The 18,893-nt window shown below is 56.9% G+C and carries 14 protein-coding genes; 4 read left to right on the top strand and 10 right to left on the bottom strand.

What is annotated here, in order from left to right; all coding sequences use genetic code 11:
* Positions 1-53: 53 nt before the first annotated feature.
* The 4 genes from AFK66_RS17475 to AFK66_RS22510 all read right to left on the bottom strand — a co-directional run bounded on the left by AFK66_RS17475 (position 54) and on the right by AFK66_RS22510 (position 9,370).
* Positions 54-2,564: an autotransporter family protein gene (locus AFK66_RS17475; protein WP_023899581.1), complete on the bottom strand. Its 2,511-nt coding sequence runs from the start codon at positions 2,562-2,564 to the stop codon at positions 54-56.
* 413 nt (positions 2,565-2,977) lie between these two features.
* The gene (locus AFK66_RS17470; protein WP_023899580.1) at positions 2,978-4,396 is read right to left on the bottom strand and encodes a glutamate synthase small subunit; all 1,419 of its coding nucleotides are present in this window, start codon (positions 4,394-4,396) and stop codon (positions 2,978-2,980) included.
* Positions 4,397-4,409: 13 nt separating this feature from the next.
* Complete coding sequence (gene gltB / locus AFK66_RS17465; RefSeq protein WP_085959988.1) at positions 4,410-8,870, bottom strand: glutamate synthase large subunit; 4,461 nt, start codon at positions 8,868-8,870, stop codon at positions 4,410-4,412.
* A gap of 269 nt (positions 8,871-9,139) precedes the next feature.
* On the bottom strand, positions 9,140-9,370 hold the full coding sequence (locus AFK66_RS22510; protein WP_131824108.1) for a hypothetical protein: 231 nt from the start codon (positions 9,368-9,370) through the stop codon (positions 9,140-9,142).
* Between the two features lie 182 nt (positions 9,371-9,552).
* On the opposite strand from AFK66_RS22510, the gene mnmL reads away from it, so the two are divergent.
* The 4 genes from mnmL (at position 9,553) to mtgA (ending at position 14,551) form a co-directional block, all read left to right on the top strand.
* On the top strand, positions 9,553-10,488 hold the full coding sequence (mnmL, locus tag AFK66_RS17455) for a tRNA modification radical SAM protein MnmL/YtqA (protein WP_007780402.1): 936 nt from the start codon (positions 9,553-9,555) through the stop codon (positions 10,486-10,488).
* A gap of 111 nt (positions 10,489-10,599) precedes the next feature.
* Positions 10,600-12,939, top strand: coding sequence for an aerobic respiration two-component sensor histidine kinase ArcB (gene arcB / locus AFK66_RS17450; RefSeq protein WP_023899578.1), 2,340 nt, complete (start codon positions 10,600-10,602; stop codon positions 12,937-12,939).
* Positions 12,940-13,175: 236 nt separating this feature from the next.
* Positions 13,176-13,829: an isoprenoid biosynthesis glyoxalase ElbB gene (gene elbB, locus AFK66_RS17445; protein WP_023899576.1), complete on the top strand. Its 654-nt coding sequence runs from the start codon at positions 13,176-13,178 to the stop codon at positions 13,827-13,829.
* The gene (mtgA, locus tag AFK66_RS17440; RefSeq protein ID WP_007780407.1) at positions 13,826-14,551 is read left to right on the top strand and encodes a monofunctional biosynthetic peptidoglycan transglycosylase; all 726 of its coding nucleotides are present in this window, start codon (positions 13,826-13,828) and stop codon (positions 14,549-14,551) included. The genes elbB and mtgA overlap by 4 nt, the downstream gene beginning before the upstream one ends.
* Before the next feature lie 11 nt (positions 14,552-14,562).
* On the opposite strand, the gene npr is transcribed toward mtgA, so the two are convergent.
* From npr to lptB, 6 genes are all read right to left on the bottom strand, one after another.
* Complete coding sequence (gene npr / locus AFK66_RS17435) at positions 14,563-14,835, bottom strand: PTS phosphocarrier protein NPr (protein WP_007704900.1); 273 nt, start codon at positions 14,833-14,835, stop codon at positions 14,563-14,565.
* Positions 14,832-15,686 (bottom strand): RNase adapter RapZ, encoded by an 855-nt coding sequence (gene rapZ, locus AFK66_RS17430; protein WP_004385096.1) that lies wholly within the window; start codon positions 15,684-15,686, stop codon positions 14,832-14,834. Before rapZ ends, npr begins: the two co-directional genes overlap by 4 nt.
* Positions 15,687-15,750: 64 nt before the next feature.
* Positions 15,751-16,236 carry a PTS IIA-like nitrogen regulatory protein PtsN gene (ptsN, locus tag AFK66_RS17425; protein ID WP_004385095.1) on the bottom strand — a complete coding sequence of 162 codons (486 nt, stop codon included), beginning with the start codon at positions 16,234-16,236 and terminating at the stop codon, positions 15,751-15,753.
* Between the two features lie 82 nt (positions 16,237-16,318).
* Entirely contained in the window at positions 16,319-16,606 is a 288-nt protein-coding gene (hpf, locus tag AFK66_RS17420; RefSeq protein WP_007780413.1) for a ribosome hibernation promoting factor, read from the bottom strand.
* A 22-nt stretch (positions 16,607-16,628) separates the two neighbouring features.
* Complete coding sequence (gene rpoN / locus AFK66_RS17415; RefSeq protein ID WP_007798365.1) at positions 16,629-18,068, bottom strand: RNA polymerase factor sigma-54; 1,440 nt, start codon at positions 18,066-18,068, stop codon at positions 16,629-16,631.
* Positions 18,069-18,163: 95 nt separating this feature from the next.
* The gene (gene lptB / locus AFK66_RS17410) at positions 18,164-18,889 is read right to left on the bottom strand and encodes an LPS export ABC transporter ATP-binding protein (RefSeq protein ID WP_004385092.1); all 726 of its coding nucleotides are present in this window, start codon (positions 18,887-18,889) and stop codon (positions 18,164-18,166) included.
* Between the last annotated feature and the right edge of the window lie 4 nt (positions 18,890-18,893).

Here is an 18,893-nt window from a genome sequence, read left to right as displayed (position 1 = left end):
CCCGGCTTTTTTATTAAACCGCCCCGAAAAGGCGGTTTTTTTGTCCTTGCCTGTTACCAGCGATAGTTCACCAGCATATGGCCGGAATAGGCGTTATAGGAGTTATCGCCCCATTCGCTGCTGACCCGGAAGGAAACGGTGGTCGCGTCATTCACCTTACCGCTGACGCCGGTTTCCAGCTGGAAGCGGTTAGACGGCACGTTTGAGTCCAGCGTCTCGCCGTTAAAGTTCAGATCGCTCATGCCATTACCGATAAGCCAGTTCACCGCGCCGTAAGGCTGCCAGGCCTCCATAACTTTCTGATCCACGTAGCTTGCCTTGAGGCCGATACGGCCCAGCACGGCATCGTTATCCGGCGTGTTAACGCGCGTGCCGTTATATTCAACGTGGTTATCCTGATCCAGATTGCTATATACCACCTGGCCCTGCGGCTCAAATTTCATGGTCCGCGCTTTCTCTGACGGCACCAGCCAGGCATGGCCCACTTCCAGCGAGGCGGCGTAGCCCTGGCTGTCATACTTCTCGCCTGGCATATCGTCGCCATTTACCTGGCTGTTATACCAGCTGTAAGACGCCCAGCTGTCGATATAGCTGCCAAGGCGCAGCTTCTGATCTTCCTGCCAGGTCGCATAAACGCCAACGTTATAACCGTTGACACGGCCATCTGCCGAGCGCGAATTGTGACGTGCGTCGGCGGTGGTGTCGCTGTAGCCCGCGCCCAGCATAAAGCCGCTGTGCAGCGTGCCGGTGGAAAGATTTTTGCTCAGGAAGTCGCTACCCAACTGCACCACGGCGGAGCGAATCTTATATTTAAGATTGCTGTCCGCGAAGTTGCCGTCGTTATACTCGCCTTTAACGTACATCCAGGTATTCAGGTCGTCGGCGTCGCGCAGCATCAGCTGATCGCGGTCGTCGCGCTTGTGAATAAACATCTGCTGGGCGGCCAGGTAGTTCGCCATATAGACGCCAGCCTCCGGGCGGTAAACTTCCGGGGCTGGTGGCGTATCGCCGCCGCCATTGCCACCGCCGCCATTATCGCCGCCGCCATTGTCATCCGGGTCTGGTGTCGGATCCGGCGTTGGGTCTGGCGTATCGCTGGCTTTGGATTCCAGATACCAGTTGCCGTCGTCGTGCTTATACAGATCGTATTCCCACATCCCGGCCACGACGGGTTTATCCAGCGTGAACGACGCATCAGACGCGCCGCCAACGCTGATAAGCTCAATACCGTTGATGGTCTGCGCGCCCTGACCGCCGATGTTTGCCACTTCAAGCGCCGAGCTGCCCGCGCTGTCGCCGGTAATAGCCAGATGGTCGGTCAGAGAGTCGTCCGTACCCGCTTCGGTGTTCATGACGATGCGGCTGTTCTCATCGCCCGTATAGTTGCCGTTAATGGTAAATGCATTGCCGACGTTGTTACCGCCCGCGATTTGCAGCGTGCCCTGGTTGGTCACGTCACCATTGATGGTATTGCCCGTCACCGGTGTGGAAGCGTTCTCGTTGCCGCTGACCGCATTCCAGGACGCCAGCACGCCGCCCGCGGCTATCGCCACGCTGCTGTTTACCGTGCCAGCAGAAGCAAGCGTGGCACCACTGTTGATATTAATAACGCCTGTGCCGCCGTCTGGCCCCATCGTGGCGTTTTCCGCCAAAAGCGTCGTGCCTGCTTTAAGGGTGGTGTCACCGCTAAAGCTGTTGTTACCCGTGAGCGTTAGCGTGTTGGCGTCTTCTTTCACGAGGTTACCGGTGCCGGAAATATCGCCCGCGAAGCTATAATCCTCTGCCTGGTTGAAAATCAGTGTGCCGTTGTTGGTGACGTTACCTTCCAGCGAGGCGTTAGCGCCGCTACCCGTGCCGATTTGCAGCGAGGCCGCATCGTTAATTAATGATGAGCCGGTGTTTTTCACGTCGCCACCGAGCGTCAGGTTGCCGGTTTTGACGATAAGGCTGTCACCTGTACCTGTCAGATCGATATCGCCGGTCAGTGTCCAGTCGGTGCCGTCCATCGTCAGCGATTTAAAACCGTCGCCTGCGTTCACGCCGATAAAATCGCTGTTCTCGTTACCGCTATCATTCAGAGTAATCGTACTGATGGCGGATCCTGTAGTGGTTACATTGCCTTCAAGGCTGGAGCCTGCTTTAAGAATCAGCGAATTATTACCATCGTTTTCAAAAGAAATCGCGTTATCGCTGCCAGAAATAGTGCCGGTATTAATGATGGTGACGTTACTGCCGTTAATAACGTCGATGGCTGTGCCTGTGCTATTAATGGCGCCTTTATTCTCCAGCTTCATCATGTCAGATGTCTGACCTGAAATATCGATCAGGACAGCGCCGCCATTATCATTTTTAATCGTGCCGTTATTAATAATCGACGTTACGCTTTTACCTTTTACCAGGGCGGCAGGATCGCTGGTTAAAGACGACATCGTCACGCCATCGGCAATAACATATTCTTTGTCACCGCTGAAAAAATAGGTGTCTTCTGTATCTTCATCGATATTGGTGACTGCGTGTGAGAGCGCAGGTGTCAAAAGGATCACGGTCGGGAATACACCAGCCATAATCTTTGCTATTCTGTTTTTCCTGAATGTTTTAGAAGTATCCATAATTACGTCCAATATAATAATGCGTTGAATTAAGTGTCGGCGTCGCGGCAGCTTATTTCATTAATCACGCCAATAACATGCTTTCCGAAAGATACAGAATTTATAAATATAAAATAATTATGATTTTGGCGGTCTTATTTCATACAAGGCTTGCATCAATACGTTTTGTAAATATATGGCAAAATATAAGGCGTTTGACGTGATTCTGAAACTCTGCTGATTCAGCATTCGAACATAAACGGCGTAAATCAGGACATTAATCTGGAAACGGAAAAGTCTTTTTCTGGAAATAAAAATGCTTGCTTTATTGATAAGCGAAATAAAAAAGGGAAGCGCGAGGCTTCCCTTTATAACGTCAGACTAAACGATCAAACTTCGAGGTAGTTCATGATGCCGTCCGCCGCTTTACGGCCTTCGGCAATTGCGGTTACCACCAGATCGGAGCCACGCACGATATCGCCGCCCGCGAAGATTTTCGGGTTGCTGGTCTGGAAGGCGTTTTCATTACCTTCCGGTGCGATCACGCGGCCTTGCGAATCCAGCTCCACGCTGTGCTGCGCCAGCCACTCCATGCTGTGCGGACGGAAGCCGAATGCCATTACCACGGCATCGGCAGGCAGCACATGCTCGGAGCCCGGCACGATCTCCGCGCGACGACGGCCTTTTTCATCCGGCTCGCCCATTTGCGTGCGCGCCATTTTCACGCCGCACACTTTGCCGTTGGCGTTAATTTCAACGCCAAGCGGCTGCACGTTGAACTGGAACTCAACGCCTTCTTCCCGCGCGTTTTTCACTTCGCGGCGGGAGCCCGGCATGTTCTCTTCGTCACGACGGTAAGCGCAGATGACGTGAGTCGCACCCTGGCGCACCGAGGTACGCACACAGTCCATCGCGGTATCGCCGCCGCCCAGCACCACCACGCGTTTGCCTTCCATACTGATGTACGGCTGCTGCGCATCTTCTTCAAAGCCCATGATCTGACGGGTATTGGCGATAAGAAACGGCAGCGCTTCATACACGCCCGGCGCGTCTTCGTTTTCCAACCCGCCGCGCATCGACTGATAGGTGCCGACGCCCAAAAAGACGGCGTCATAATCGCCCAGCAGATCGCTCATCTGGACATCGCGGCCCACTTCGGTATTAAGACGGAACTCAATACCCATGCCGGTGAAGATTTCACGACGGCGCGTCATCACTTCTTTTTCGAGCTTAAAGGCCGGAATGCCGAAGGTCAGCAGGCCGCCGATTTCCGGGTTACGGTCAAACACAACGGCTTTTACGCCGTTGCGCGTCAGCACGTCGGCGCACGCGAGGCCCGCCGGGCCCGCGCCGACAATCGCGACGCGTTTGCCGGTCGGCTTCACGCCGGAAAGATCGGGGCGCCAGCCCATTTCGAACGCTTTATCGTTGATATAGCGCTCGATATTGCCGATAGTCACCGCGCCGAATTCATCATTCAGCGTGCAGGAGCCTTCGCACAGGCGATCCTGCGGGCAGACGCGGCCGCAGACTTCCGGCAGCGTGTTGGTCTGGTGAGAAAGCTCTGCGGCTTCGAAAATGCGCCCTTCGTTGGCCAGTTTCAGCCAGTTAGGGATGTAGTTATGGACCGGACATTTCCATTCACAGTAAGGGTTGCCGCACGACAGGCAGCGGTCTGCCTGCGCTTTGGCCTGGCCTTCTGAGAAGGGCTCATAAATTTCCACAAACTCGATTTTACGGATCTTAAGCGGCTTTTTCGGCGGATCAACGCGCTGTAAGTCGATAAATTGGTAAACGTTCTGACTCATCAATCGTGACCTCTTACTGCGCCTGCACCCGCAGCTCGGCTGCGGAACGACTACGGTGACCCAACAATGCTTTTACATCACTGGACTTCGGTTTAACCAGCGCGAATTTCGCCGAGAACGCCGGCCAGTTCGCCAGGATCTCTTCGCCGCGGTGTGAACCAGTCTGTTGAACATGCTCGGTGATAAGCCCGCGCAGATGTTCTTCGTGAATCGCTAACTCGTCGACATTCAGCACTTCCACCAGCTCCGGGTTCACGCGTTTGCGGAACTCGCCGTCTTCGTCCAGCACGTAGGCGAAGCCGCCCGTCATGCCCGCACCGAAGTTCACGCCGGTTTTACCGAGAATACAGACGATGCCGCCGGTCATATATTCACAGCCGTTATCGCCGATGCCTTCCACGACGGTGATGGCACCCGAGTTACGCACCGCGAAACGCTCGCCCGCGCGGCCTGCGGCGTAGAGACGGCCGCCCGTTGCGCCATACAGGCAGGTATTGCCGATAATGCTCGCTTCATAGCTCTTGAACGACGACCCTACCGGTGGACGAATCGCCAGCAAGCCGCCCGCCATGCCTTTACCAACATAGTCGTTGGCATCGCCCGTCAGGTGTAGTTCCACGCCGCCCGCGTTCCAGACGCCGAAGCTCTGCCCGGCAGTCCCGGTGAAATACGCTTTGATGGGATCAGAAGCCAGGCCCTGATCGCCATGCGACTGCGCAATATAGCCTGACAGCAGCGCCCCAACCGAGCGGTCAGTGTTGCGGATATCAAACCAGAAGGTTTTGCTCTGGCGGCTATCGACATACGGTTTCGCCTGAGCCAGCAGCTGCGCGTTCAGATCGCCTTTATCGAACGGCGGGTTGCTTTCGGTGCAGTAGACCGCTTTGCCAGGATGCGGCTCGGCGGTTTCCAGCAGTTTCGCCAGGTCCAGTTTCTGCTGCTTCGCCGTAAAGCCTTCCAGCTCTTTCAGAAGATCCGTACGGCCAATCAGATCCACCAGACGCGTCACGCCCAGCTGAGCCATGATTTCACGCGTTTCACGGGCGATAAACTCAAAGTAGTTGGTCACTTTGAACGGCAGGCCGTGGTAGTGGTTTTTACGCAGTTTGTCATCCTGGGTCGCCACGCCAGTGGCGCAGTTATTCAGATGGCAAATACGCAGGTATTTACAGCCCAGCGCCACCATCGGGCCGGTGCCGAAGCCAAAGCTTTCCGCGCCAAGAATGGCCGCTTTGATAATATCAAGGCCGGTTTTCAGGCCGCCGTCCACCTGCAGGCGGATCTTATGGCGCAGACCGTTGGCGACCAGCGCCTGCTGCGTCTCCACCAGACCCAGCTCCCACGGGCAGCCCGCGTATTTCACGGAGGAGAGGGGGCTTGCGCCCGTACCGCCGTCGTAGCCTGCGATGGTAATGAGATCCGCATACGCTTTCGCCACACCGGTGGCAATGGTACCCACGCCCGGCTCAGACACCAGCTTCACGGAGATCATCGCCTTCGGGTTGACCTGTTTTAAGTCGAAAATCAGCTGCGCCAGATCTTCAATCGAGTAGATGTCGTGGTGCGGCGGCGGCGAGATCAGCGTCACGCCCGGCACCGAATAACGCAGACGCGCGATGTACGGGGTGACTTTATCGCCAGGCAGCTGGCCGCCTTCGCCCGGCTTCGCGCCCTGCGCCACTTTAATCTGAATCACATCGGCGTTGACCAGATACGCAGGCGTTACGCCGAAGCGGCCGGAGGCCACCTGCTTAATGCGCGAGACTTTATTGGTGCCGTAACGCGCCGGATCTTCGCCGCCTTCGCCGGAGTTCGAGAAACCGCCGAGGCTGTTCATCGCCTCCGCCAGCGACTCATGCGCTTCCGGGCTGAGCGCGCCGATGGACATCGCCGCGGTATCAAAGCGTTTGAACAGCTCGCTTGCCGGTTCGACATCTTCCACGCGCACCGCGTCTGCCTGCGGGTTCAGCGCCAGCAGATCGCGCAGCGTCGCCGCCGGACGTTCGTTAACCAGCTTCGCGTATTGCTGATAGTCGCTGTAGTCGCCGCTCTGTACCGCCTGCTGGAGGGTGCGCACCACATCCGGGTTGTAGGCGTGGTATTCGCCGCCGTGAACATACTTCAGCAAGCCGCCCTGCACGAGCGGTTTACGCGCAAGCCAGGCGCGCTTCGACAGGTTCAGCAGATCCTGTTCGAAATCGGCGAAGCCCGCACCGCCGATGCGGCTGACCACGCCCTGGAAGCAGAGTTCGGAGACGTCGCGGTGCAGGCCGACGGCTTCAAACAGTTTGGAGCAGCGGTAAGAGGCGATAGTCGAGATGCCCATTTTGGACATGATCTTGTAAAGCCCTTTGTTGATGCCGTTGCGGTAGTTCAGCATCACGCTGCGGTAATCTTTTTCGATAGCGCCGGTATCCACCAGTTTCGCCAGCGTTTCGTAGGCGAGATACGGGTAGATAGCGGTGGCGCCGAAGCCCAGCAGCACGGCAAAGTGGTGCGGGTCGCGGGCACTGGCGGTTTCCACAATAATGTTGGCGTCGCAGCGCAGGCTCTGTTCCACCAGTCGCGTCTGAATAGCCCCGACGGCCATCGGCGCCGGAACCGGGAGACGGTCTTTCGCGATGTTGCGATCCGAGAGCACCAGCAGCACGGTGCCGTTGCGCACCATCTGTTCGGCTTTGTCGCACAGCGCTTTAACGGTCTCTTCCAGCGTCGCCTGCGCGGGCGAGAAGGTGATGTCGAGCGTATCGGCGCGGTAGTGTTCTTCTTCAAGCGTAGTGAGCTGCTTAAAGTCGGAGTAGAGCAGAATCGGCGACTTAAAGCTCAGGCGGTGCGCCTGGCCTTCAGCTTCGCAGAAAACGTTCATCTCGCGGCCGATGCTTGTCGCAAGCGACATCACATGCGCTTCACGCAGCGGATCGATAGGCGGGTTGGTCACTTGGGCGAACTGCTGGCGGAAGTAGTCGTAAATAATGCGCGGCTGGCTGGAGAGCACAGCGAATGGCGTATCATCGCCCATCGAGCCTACCGCTTCCTGGCCGTTTTCACCCAGCACGCGGATAACGGAATCCAGCTCTTCGTTGCTGTAGAAGAACTGCTTCTGGTAGCTTTCGAGCAGGGCGTCGTCCATTTCACGGGTGCCTACCTGATCGTCAGGCAGATCTTCAAACGGCACCAGACGGCGGACGTTTTTCTCCATCCACTCTTTGTACGGGTGGCGGCTCTTGAGATCGTTATCGGTTTCCGCCGAGTGCAGGATGCGCCCGCCGCGGGTGTCGATAACCATCAGCTCGCCTGGCCCTACGCGGCCTTTTTCTACGACTTCATCCGGCTGGTAATCCCAGATGCCCACTTCGGAGGCGCAGGTGATGAGCTTATCTTTGGTGATGACGTAGCGCGCCGGGCGCAGGCCGTTACGGTCAAGGTTACAGGCGGCGAAACGACCGTCTGACATTACGATGCCCGCCGGGCCGTCCCACGGCTCCATATGCATAGAGTTAAAGTCAAAGAACGCGCGCAGCTCCGGGTCCATATCCGGGTTGTTCTGCCAGGCCGGCGGCACCAGCAGACGCATGGCGCGCACGATATCCATCCCGCCTGCCAGCAGCAGCTCAAGCATGTTATCCATAGAGCTGGAGTCAGAGCCGGTTTCGTTAACAAACGGCGCGGCGTCGTGCAGATCGGGGATCAGCGGCGTCTGGAATTTATAGGTACGCGCGCGGGCCCACTGGCGGTTGCCGGTAATGGTGTTGATTTCACCGTTGTGCGCCAGGTAGCGGAACGGCTGCGCCAGCGGCCAGCGCGGCACGGTGTTGGTGGAGAAGCGCTGATGGAACAGGCAGATGGCCGATTCCAGACGCAGGTCCGCCAGGTCCAGGTAGAAGCGCGGCAGATCCGCCGGCATGCACAGGCCCTTATAGATGTTCACCAGGTTTGAGAGGCTACAGACGTAGAATTCTTTATCGTCAACCAGACGTTTTTCAATGCGGCGACGCGCGATAAACAGGCGGCGCTCCATATCACGCGGACGCCAGCCTGCCGGGGCGTTCACAAAAATCTGTTCGATGCGCGGCATTGAGGAGAGCGCGATTTCGCCCAGCACGCCTTCGTTGGTTGGCACCACGCGCCAGCCCACGATAGACAGGGTTTCCCGCTGCAGCTCTTCTTCAACGATACGACGCGAGGCGCTGGCTTTTTCAGGATCCTGATTCAGGAACAGCATGCCAACGGCGTAATTTTTGGCTAAGCGCCAGCCGTGTTCTTCGGCGACCATGCGGAAAAAGCGATCCGGCTTTTGCAGCAGCAGGCCGCAGCCGTCACCGGTTTTACCATCCGCGAGGATAGCGCCACGGTGCTGCATACGGGCCAGCGCGTGGATCGCGGTACGCACAACCTTGTGGCTAGGTTCGCCTTCTATGTGGGCGATCAGGCCGAAACCACAGTTATCTCTCTCAAGAGATTTATCGTACAACATATCAGTGAACCTCCCCAGGCTCTGCGGGATTTCCTCCTGAACCGATGGCGCGCGGGCGCAAAAAGGGTGTGGCGACAGGGTATGGCGTTAAACGCACACCTTGCGTGTCGCCCTCCTGATATCCTTTTTCATCGGTACATCGTCGTTGAGGACTTACTTAAGAGGGAATCTCATTTACTGCATAAATATGATGGGCAGAACGCCCATCGAGAAAGCTTCCAGCGAATTTCCAACTTATCGGGAATCCGCACACAGGTCAAATGTCATTCTTATTTATTCAAAAGTGTGCTAAAGCGCAACCATTTCATTGATAAATAAACACTTTTAACCTTTTTTACATTAGGTTTTCCGGGTAATAAGCCCCGGTGATGTGTGATCTGACTCACTATAAGAAAGCGGCTGGAAGTGGATACCGCACTGTTATTGGGTTTTAAAGCAGCACGATCTGTTGCTAAGCGCCTGCAAGCCGCATAAACGCTCTGTTTTTTACGCTCCGTCATATTCCTTAAATAATCGGCACGATCATAAGGAAAAGTAATTAGTGTATTGGTGACTAAAACACCGTTTATGTTGAATGATTATTCATCAAATAAAGGCGGGGCGGGGCGCTTGATCCAGGTCATCGCCGTAAAGAAGTAAAAATGGCAGGCTGTCGCCCTTTCGCCGGGCGGCTTTTCAGATTATGCAGTTACAAAAATTAGTCAATATGTTTGGCGGCGACCTGACGCGTCGCTACGGTCAGAAAGTTCATAAGCTGTCATTGCATGGCGGCTTCAGTTGCCCGAACCGCGACGGCACGCTGGGGCGCGGTGGCTGCACTTTCTGTAATGTCGCGTCGTTCGCCGATGAAACCCAGCAGCATCTCTCCATTCAACAACAGCTGGCGCAGCAGGCCGCGCGCGTCGACCGCGCCCGCCGTTACCTTGCCTATTTTCAGGCCTACACCAGCACCTTTGCGGAAGTTAACGTTTTACGCGCCATGTACCAGCAGGCGATAAGCCAGGCGGATATTGTCGGGCTGTGCGTGGGCACGCGTCCCGACTGCGTGCCGGAGAGCGTGCTGGATCTGCTCGCGGGTTACCATGAGCAAGGCTATGAAGTCTGGCTGGAGCTGGGGCTGCAAAGCGCGAAGGATAAAACCCTGCACCGGATAAACCGCGGGCACGATTTCGCCTGTTACCAGGAGACGACGCGTCGGGCGCGGGCTCGCGGGCTTCGGGTTTGTACGCATCTTATCGTCGGGCTGCCGGGCGAAACACGTAGCGACGCGCTGCTCTCGCTTGAGCGCGTGGTAGAGACCGGTGTGGATGGCATTAAGCTGCATCCGCTGCATATCGTCGAGGGCAGCATTATGGCGAAAGCCTGGCGGGCCGGGCGGCTTAACGGCATCGCGCTGGATGAGTATGCCGTCACGGCGGGTGAGATGATCCGCCATACGCCGCCGGACATCATCTACCATCGTATTTCCGCCAGCGCCCGCCGTCCGACCTTACTCGCGCCGCTGTGGTGCGAGAACCGCTGGACCGGCATGGTGGAAATTGACCGCTATCTTAACCAGTATGGTGCGCAGGGATCGGCGCTCGGTCGCCCCTGGCGCGGCGCGCCTGACGCCCTTTAAACGCTGTTTTTTCGATCGCTCGCCTTCTCACCCCGCACTTTTTTGCCTGAATTCCCGCCAGAGGGGCGGATTTAGGTATTATTGAACGGAATATCAGTACAGGAATCCTTTATGAAACAGATCCGCATGCTGGCGCAGTACTACGTTGATTTACTGGTAAAGCTTGGCCTGGTGCGTTTTTCGCTGCTGCTGGCCCTTGCGCTGGTCGTGCTGGCGATGGCGGTGCAAATGGCCGTGACGATGGTGCTGCATGGCCAGGTCGAGAGCATCGACGTCATCCGCTCGATTTTCTTTGGCCTGTTGATCACGCCCTGGGCGGTCTACTTTCTGTCGGTGGTGGTGGAGCAGCTTGAGGAGTCGCGCCAGCGGCTCTCAAAGCTGGTGGATAAGCTTGAAGAGATGCGCGAGCGCGATCTTAAGCTCAACGTGCAGCTTAAAGACAACATTGCCCAGCTTAACCAGGAAATCGCCGACCGCGAAAAAGCGGAAGCCGAGCGCCAGAATATGCTGGAGCAGCTAAAAGTGGAGATGAAAGAGCGCGAGGTCACGCAAATTCAGCTGGAGCAGCAATCCTCTTTTCTGCGTTCGTTTCTCGACGCCTCGCCGGATCTGGTGTTCTACCGCAATGAAGATAAAGAGTTTTCCGGCTGCAACCGGGCAATGGAGCTGCTTACCGGTAAAAGCGAAAAACAGCTGATTGGGCTGAAGCCGCACGAGGTCTATGCGTCCGAGGCGGCGGAAAAAGTGCTGGAAACCGATGAAAAAGTCTTCCGTCATAATGTGTCGCTGACTTACGAGCAGTGGCTCGATTACCCCGATGGCCGCAAAGCGTGTTTTGAGATCCGCAAAGTGCCGTATTACGACCGCGTGGGCAAACGGCACGGACTGATGGGCTTCGGGCGCGATATTACCGAGCGTAAGCGCTATCAGGACGCGCTGGAGCGCGCGAGCCGCGATAAGACGACCTTTATCTCCACCATCAGCCATGAGCTGCGCACGCCGCTGAACGGCATTGTGGGTTTGAGCCGCATTCTGCTGGATACCGATCTCAGCGCCGAGCAGGAAAAATACCTCAAGACCATTCACGTCTCCGCCGTGACGCTTGGCAATATCTTTAACGATATTATCGACATGGATAAAATTGAGCGCCGTAAAGTGCAGCTTGATAATCAGCCCGTCGATTTCACCAGCTTCTTGGCGGACCTCGAAAACCTCTCCGGCCTGCAGGCGCAGCAGAAAGGGCTGCGCTTCGTGATGGAGCCGGTGCGTCCGGTGCCGCATAAAGTGCTGACCGACGGCACGCGCCTGCGGCAGATCCTCTGGAACCTTATCAGCAACGCGGTGAAATTTACCCAGCAGGGCCAGGTGACGGTGCGCGTCAGCTATAACGAAAACGAGCAGCTACGCTTTGAAGTGGAAGATTCCGGCATCGGTATTCCACAGGAGGAGCAGGACAAGATTTTCGCCATGTATTACCAGGTGAAAGACAGCCAGGGCGGCAAACCGGCGACGGGCACAGGGATTGGGCTTGCGGTGTCGCGCCGTCTCGCGAAAAGCATGGGCGGCGATATTACGGTATCCAGCAAACCAGGGCAGGGCTCGACGTTCGTTCTGACGGTGCAGGCACCGCGCGTGGCGGAAGAAGTGGAAGATACGCTCAACGACGACGAGATGCCGCTGCCCGCCCTGCACGTGCTGCTGGTGGAAGATATTGAGCTCAACGTTATCGTAGCGACATCGGTGCTGGAAAAACTCGGTTGCAGCGTCGAGGTGGCGATGACCGGCAAAGCGGCGCTGGAGATGTTCAGCCCCGGCGAGTTTGACCTGGTGCTGCTGGATATTCAGTTGCCGGACATGACCGGGCTGGATATTTCGCGTGAACTGCATCGCCGCTATACCCGCGACACGCTACCGCCGCTGGTGGCGCTGACGGCCAACGTGCTGAAAGATAAAAAAGAGTATCTGGAGGCGGGCATGGACGACGTGCTGAGCAAACCGCTGGCGGTGCCGGCGCTGACCGCGACCATCAAAAAATTCTGGGATACGCAGGCTGACGATGAGGAACAAAACGTGACGACACGCGATGACGGCAAGCAGGAGACGCTGCTCGATCTCCCGATGCTGGAGCAGTACTTAGAGCTGGTTGGCCCTAAACTCATCACTGACGGTCTGGCGATGTTTGAAAAAATGATGCCGGGCTATCTGAGCGTGCTGGAATCTAACCTCACCGCGCGCGATCAAAAAGGGATTGTCGAAGAGGGCCATAAAATCAAAGGCGCCGCCGGCGCGGTCGGGCTGCGTCATTTGCAGCAGCTGGCGCAAAAAATCCAGTCGCCCGATCTGCCAGCCTGGTGGGATAACGTAGGTGAATGGATTGAAGAGCTGAAGCAGGAGTGGCAACACGACGTCGGGGCGCTGAAAGCGTGGGTGGCCGGCGCCGGAAAAAAATGACCCCGGCTAAACCGGGGTGCGCGAATACTGCGCCAACACCAGGGAAATCGTGGCCTCGCCATTGATTAGTGATGTTGATCTTTTTAACTACGTGGCGCGGCCTGAGTGATCAAGGCGCTCGTACATAAGATAGCAAATCTTAAATGATTTGTTATGTGAATCAGTAAAATGTGTGAAGCATAACGTTTAAATAACATTTTACTCAAAGTTTCAACGGCTTAACGTAAGGATAAATCATGAAAAAAATCGGAGTGGTTTTAAGCGGTTGCGGCGTTTATGACGGTTCAGAAATTCATGAAGCGGTAATTACCCTGCTGGCGCTGGCCCGCAATGGCGCGCAGGCGGTCTGCTTTGCGCCTGATAAACCACAAGCGGACGTGATTAATCACGTCACGGGTGAACCGACAGGCGAGACGCGTAATGTGCTCGTTGAGGCGGCCCGCATCGCCCGCGGTAAAATAACGCCGCTGGAACAGGCGCGCGCGGAAGAACTCGATGCGCTGGTGGTGCCTGGCGGATTTGGCGCGGCCAAAAACCTGTGCGATTTTGCCACGCGCGGCAGCGAATGTTCGGTTGACCCGGCGCTTCTGGCGCTGGCGCGCACGATGCATGAAGCCGGTAAACCGCTCGGCTTTATCTGTATCGCGCCCGCGATGCTGCCGAAAATTATCGCCGCGCCTCTGCGACTGACCATCGGCACCGATATCGATACCGCCGAACTGGTGGAAGAGATGGGGGGCGAACATGTGCCGTGCCCGGTGGACGATATTGTGGTCGATGAAGACAACAAAGTGCTGACCACGCCCGCTTATATGCTGGCGGAAAGCATCGACGAAGCGGCGGCAGGCATTGAGAAGCTGGTGGCGCGCCTGGTGGCGATGTGCGAATGAGTAAAGCGCGCGGCTCGCTGTTTGTTCGCCTGCGTCGGCTGGCGCTACGCGCGGTTCTGGCGGTGCTCGGCGTCTGGATCGCGGGCATTCTGCTGTTCAGCGTGATGCCGGTGCCGTTTTCGGCGGTCATGGTCGAACGGCAGTTCTCCGCGTGGTTTAGCGGCGATTTTGGCTACGTGGCGCACTCCGACTGGGTGAGCATGGATGAGATTTCGCCCTGGATGGGGCTTGCGGTGATCGCGGCGGAAGATCAGACGTTCCCGGAGCACTGGGGCTTTGACATGGCGGCGATTCAGCAAGCCGTCGCGCATAACGAGAACAGCCGCCGCATCCGCGGGGCATCCACGCTGTCGCAGCAAACGGCTAAAAACCTGTTTTTATGGGACGGACGCAGCTGGCTGCGTAAAGGGCTGGAGGCGGGCTTAACGCTCGGTATCGAAACCGTCTGGAGCAAGCGCCGTATACTGACGGTCTATCTCAATATCGCGGAGTTCGGCGACGGCGTGTTTGGCGTGGAAGAGGCGTCACAGCGCTATTTCAACAAGCCCGCCAGCCGTCTGTCGGCATCCGAAGCGGCGCTGCTGGCGGCGGTGTTGCCAAATCCGCTACGCTATAAGGCGAGTGCGCCGTCAGGCTACGTGCGTGCGCGCCAGCAGTGGATTTTGCGCCAGATGCGCCAGCTCGGTGGAGAATCGTTTATGGCGCAGCATAAGCTGCGCTGAGGGCAGGGCGGTCAGTCTTCGTCAAAGCCTGCGTTAAACAGCGCGATGACGGCCGCCAGCGCTTCTTTTTCCTGCGGGCCGGTGGCTTCAATTTCAATATGCCCGCCCTGGGCGGAATCCAGCATCAGCAAGGCGATAACGCTGCTGGCTTCCGCTTCCGTGCCCGCTTCATTACGCAGCAATACTTCCGCATCAAAGCTCTGCACCAGCTCAAAAAGTTTCATGGCCGGGCGGGCGTGCATCCCGAGCTTGTTGGTGATTTCAACAGTCTGTTTTACGGTCATGATTTGCGTTTTTCCAGCGTGCGATGGCGGGACTGAACGTTTTTGCCGCGCGAACGGAAGTAATCCGCCAGCTGTTCGGCGATATAGACAGAGCGGTGTTTACCGCCGGTGCAGCCAATCGCGACGGTCAGATAGCTGCGGTTGTTGGTTTCCAGCATGGGCAGCCAGAGTTCCAGGTAGCTGCGGGTCTGGTAGATGAAGTTATGCACTTCGGTATGGCGATCGAGAAATGCCGCGACGGGCTTATCGAGGCCGGTCATCGGGCGCAGTTTCGGGTCCCAGTGCGGGTTCGGCAGGAAACGCACGTCGAAAACGTAATCGGCATCGATAGGAATACCGTGTTTAAAACCGAACGACTCAAACACCATTGTGAGTTCGCGCTCGCGCTTGCCAAGAAGGCGCGTACGTAGCATCTCTGCCAGCTCATGCACCGACATTTCCGAGGTATCGACAATCAGATCCGCACGCGAGCGCAGCGGCTCCAGCAGATCGTTTTCTTCATCGATGGCGCTTTCCAGCGACAAATTTTTGCTGGAGAGCGGATGCAGACGACGCGTATCGCTGTAGCGGCGGATAAGCGTGTTGCGATCGGCGTCGAGGAACAGCAGTTGCGGAGAGAACGCGTCCGGCAGGTTGTTCATCGCCTGCTCAAACACCTCCGGGGATTCCGGCATATTACGGACATCAATGCTCACCGCGGCGGATATCTGCCTTTCTGAAAGCGTGCGCGCCAGTTCTGGCAGCAGCACGACAGGCAGATTATCGACGCAGTAGAACCCCATATCTTCCAGTGCACGCAGGGCGACCGATTTCCCTGACCCTGAACGTCCACTGACGATCATCAGAACCATCTGCTGTTTCTCCACACTTCAGACCGGGTAACCGGTGCCTCCTGGATTGTGCCTGTCGGCACGGTCATTCATTCTCTTCACTGGTTTCAGTGATTATCTGGTAAAGCTCCTCATCGCTTTGCGCGGCGCGCAGGCGGCGGCAAATCGTTTTGTCCGCCAGCCGCTTCGCCACCAGAGAGAGCGTATGCAGATGCGTTTTGGTTTGATCCGCCGGCACCAGCAGCGCAAAGAGTAGATCGACGGGCTGGTTATCAATGGCGTCGAAAGGGATAGGCGTTTCGAGCTGGACGAAAACGCCAACGGCGCGCAGCGTATCTTCTTCGAGCTTGCCGTGAGGAATGGCGATGCCGTTGCCGATACCGGTGCTGCCCATCCGCTCACGGGTGAGAATCGCTTCAAAAACGACCTGAGGCGGCAGGCTGAGCTGCTTTGCCGCCAGCTCGCTGATAATTTCCAGGGCGCGCTTTTTGCTCTGGCAGTGTACGCCGCTGCGGGTGCATTCCTGGTTCAAAACATTGCTCAATGGCAGAGCCGAATCATTATTCATCATAATTTCACCTAAGCGTTTTCTGGTGCGACGGCTCACGGCACGGGCCGCGAGCCGCCGATGTCCCAGCGAAACGCCCGGACAATTAATGTTGTTTCAGTTTATCTTTATGTTTAGTGAGCTGCCGCGCCAGTTTATCAATCAAACCGTCAATAGCGGCGTACATATCCTGCCCTTCCGAACTGGCATGCAGCTCCCCGCCGTTCACATGCAGGGTGGCGTCGGCGACCTGCGTCACCTTTTCCACCTTCAGCACAATATAGACCTGGTTAATCCTTTCGAAATACTGCTCCAGCTTGGCGAACTTGGTGTTAACGAACTCGCGCAACGCTTCAGTGATTTCGACGTTATGTCCTGTGATGTTGAGCTGCATAGTGTCTTCCTTATCGGTTGAGTCAGACCAGCTGTTTGCGCTGGTTTGACGGCGGTATGGATAAAGATTCTCGATACTTCGCAACGGTACGGCGGGCCACCATGATCCCCTGTTCTGACAGCATAGACGTTAGCTTGCTGTCGCTTAAGGGTTTCGCGGGGTTTTCCGCTGCAATCAACTTTTTCACCAGCGCGCGGATGGCCGTGGACGAGGCTTCGCCGCCGCCCTCGGTGTTCACGTGGCTTGAGAAAAAATACTTTAATTCAAAGATGCCGCGCGGGCTGTGCAGATATTTTTGCGTGGTGACGCGCGAGATGGTGGATTCGTGCATCTCGACCGCCTGCGCGATATCCGCCAGCACCATCGGCTTCATATACTCTTCGCCCTGTTCAAAGAACGCCTGCTGCTGTTCGACGATACAGCGGCTGACGCGCAGCAGCGTGTCGTTACGGCTCTCCAGGCTTTTGATAAGCCATCTGGCTTCCTGGAGATTGCTGCGGATGAACTGGCTGTCGGATTCATTACGCGCGCTGCCCGACATGGCGGCGTACTGCTGATTGATTTTGAGCCGGGGAATACTGTCGGCGTTAAGCTCGACCGTCCAGCGGCCGTTATGCTTGCGCACCAGGACATCGGGAATAACATATTCCGGCTCGCCGGTCTGGATCGACTGGCCGGGGCGCGGATCGAGTGACTGGATCAGATTGACCGCTTCTTTGAGCACATCTTCTTTAAGGCGCGTGACGCGCATCAGGCTGCGGAAATCATGGTTGGCCAGAAGGTCAAGGTGATCGCTCACTATCTGGCGCGCCTGCGCAAGAAAAGGCGTTTCGGCGCTAAACTGCGAGAGCTGGATCAACAGGCAGTCGCGCAGATCCCGGGCGGCGACGCCAACCGGATCGAAACGCTGAACGCGCTTAAGCACGGCTTCGATCTCTTCGAGGCCGATATCGCCATCGCTGTCGCCCATGCCGTCGAGAATATCCTGCACCGTCACGGTGAGGTAGCCAGTGTCGTCCACCGCATCGACGATCGCTGTGGCAATGGCGCGATCGGTATCGGAAAACGGCGTCAGCTCCACCTGCCACATCAGGTAATCCTGCAGGCTCTGGGTGGTTTCGCCCTGGTAGACAGGAAGTTCGTCGTCGATATAGTCGGTGCCGGTGCCTGAAGGCGTGCCCGCGGTGTAGATTTCGTCCCAGCTGGCGTCAAGCGGCAGCTCGTCCGGCATCTCTTTTTGCTCCAGCGCTTCGGCGGTGTCCAGCCCTTCGCTGTCCTGCGTTTCCTGAGTGGCAATTTCGTCGTGAATGTCGGTTTGTTCAAGCAGGGGATTACTCTCCAGCGCCTGTTGCAGCTCCTGCTGAAGCTCCAGCGTGGACAATTGCAACAAGCGAATGGCCTGCTGCAACTGCGGCGTCATGGCGAGCTGTTGGCTAAGCCTTAGTTGCAAACCTTGCTTCATATTCAGAGCAAAAATCCTCAGGTGTAAACGTCAAAATGACCTGTGCGGCAGGGCGCGCCGGGTCGCGCGCCGTTTCTGCCTGTTGCTCTACCCTATCAGAGTCTGAACTCTTCCCCAAGGTATACGCGTTTAACCTGTTCGTCCTGCAGGATTTCATCAGGCGTGCCGTGGGCGATAAGGTGGCCCTGGCTTACGATGTAGGCGCGTTCGCAGACGGCCAGCGTCTCACGCACGTTGTGGTCGGTAATCAGCACGCCGAGGCCGCTGTCGCGCAGATGCTCGATAATGCGTTTGATGTCGATAACCGAAATCGGGTCGACGCCGGCGAAGGGTTCATCCAGCAGGATAAATTTTGGGTTCGCGGCCAGCGCGCGGGCGATCTCGACGCGACGGCGTTCACCGCCGGAAAGCGACTGACCGAGGCTGTCGCGCAGATGGTCGATGTGGAACTCTTCCATCAGCTCTTTGGCGCGATCTTCACGCTGCTCGGTGCTGAGATCGTCGCGAATCTGCAGGACGGCCATCAGGTTGTCATAGACGCTCAGGCGGCGGAAGATCGACGCCTCCTGCGGCAGATAGCCGATACCGCGACGCGCGCGGGCGTGCAGTGGCAGCAGACTGATATTTTCATCATCAATGATGATATCGCCCGCGTCGCGCGGCACGATGCCCACCACCATATAGAATGTCGTGGTTTTACCTGCGCCGTTCGGGCCAAGCAGGCCGACAATCTCGCCTGAATTCACCGTCAGGCTGACATCTTCCACTACGCGGCGGCCTTTGTAGGCTTTCGCCAGGTGTTTCGCAATGAGTGTTGCCATAAGG

It is taken from the genome of Cronobacter malonaticus LMG 23826, from assembly GCF_001277215.2.
GTDB lineage: Bacteria > Pseudomonadota > Gammaproteobacteria > Enterobacterales > Enterobacteriaceae > Cronobacter > Cronobacter malonaticus.
This window is presented reverse-complemented; position numbering and strand designations above follow the sequence as displayed.

Bases quoted from the DNA above. Each gene is read 5' to 3' on its own strand.
- AFK66_RS17475 (WP_023899581.1), bottom strand. From the start codon at position 2,564: ATGGCTGGTGTATTCCCGACCGTGATCCTTTTGACACCTGCGCTCTCA.
- AFK66_RS17470 (WP_023899580.1), bottom strand. From the start codon at position 4,396: ATGAGTCAGAACGTTTACCAATTTATCGACTTACAGCGCGTTGATCCG.
- gltB (WP_085959988.1), bottom strand. From the start codon at position 8,870: ATGTTGTACGATAAATCTCTTGAGAGAGATAACTGTGGTTTCGGCCTG.
- AFK66_RS22510 (WP_131824108.1), bottom strand. From the start codon at position 9,370: ATGACGGAGCGTAAAAAACAGAGCGTTTATGCGGCTTGCAGGCGCTTA.
- mnmL (WP_007780402.1), top strand. From the start codon at position 9,553: ATGCAGTTACAAAAATTAGTCAATATGTTTGGCGGCGACCTGACGCGT.
- arcB (WP_023899578.1), top strand. From the start codon at position 10,600: ATGAAACAGATCCGCATGCTGGCGCAGTACTACGTTGATTTACTGGTA.
- elbB (WP_023899576.1), top strand. From the start codon at position 13,176: ATGAAAAAAATCGGAGTGGTTTTAAGCGGTTGCGGCGTTTATGACGGT.
- mtgA (WP_007780407.1), top strand. From the start codon at position 13,826: ATGAGTAAAGCGCGCGGCTCGCTGTTTGTTCGCCTGCGTCGGCTGGCG.
- npr (WP_007704900.1), bottom strand. From the start codon at position 14,835: ATGACCGTAAAACAGACTGTTGAAATCACCAACAAGCTCGGGATGCAC.
- rapZ (WP_004385096.1), bottom strand. From the start codon at position 15,686: ATGGTTCTGATGATCGTCAGTGGACGTTCAGGGTCAGGGAAATCGGTC.
- ptsN (WP_004385095.1), bottom strand. From the start codon at position 16,236: ATGATGAATAATGATTCGGCTCTGCCATTGAGCAATGTTTTGAACCAG.
- hpf (WP_007780413.1), bottom strand. From the start codon at position 16,606: ATGCAGCTCAACATCACAGGACATAACGTCGAAATCACTGAAGCGTTG.
- rpoN (WP_007798365.1), bottom strand. From the start codon at position 18,068: ATGAAGCAAGGTTTGCAACTAAGGCTTAGCCAACAGCTCGCCATGACG.
- lptB (WP_004385092.1), bottom strand. From the start codon at position 18,889: ATGGCAACACTCATTGCGAAACACCTGGCGAAAGCCTACAAAGGCCGC.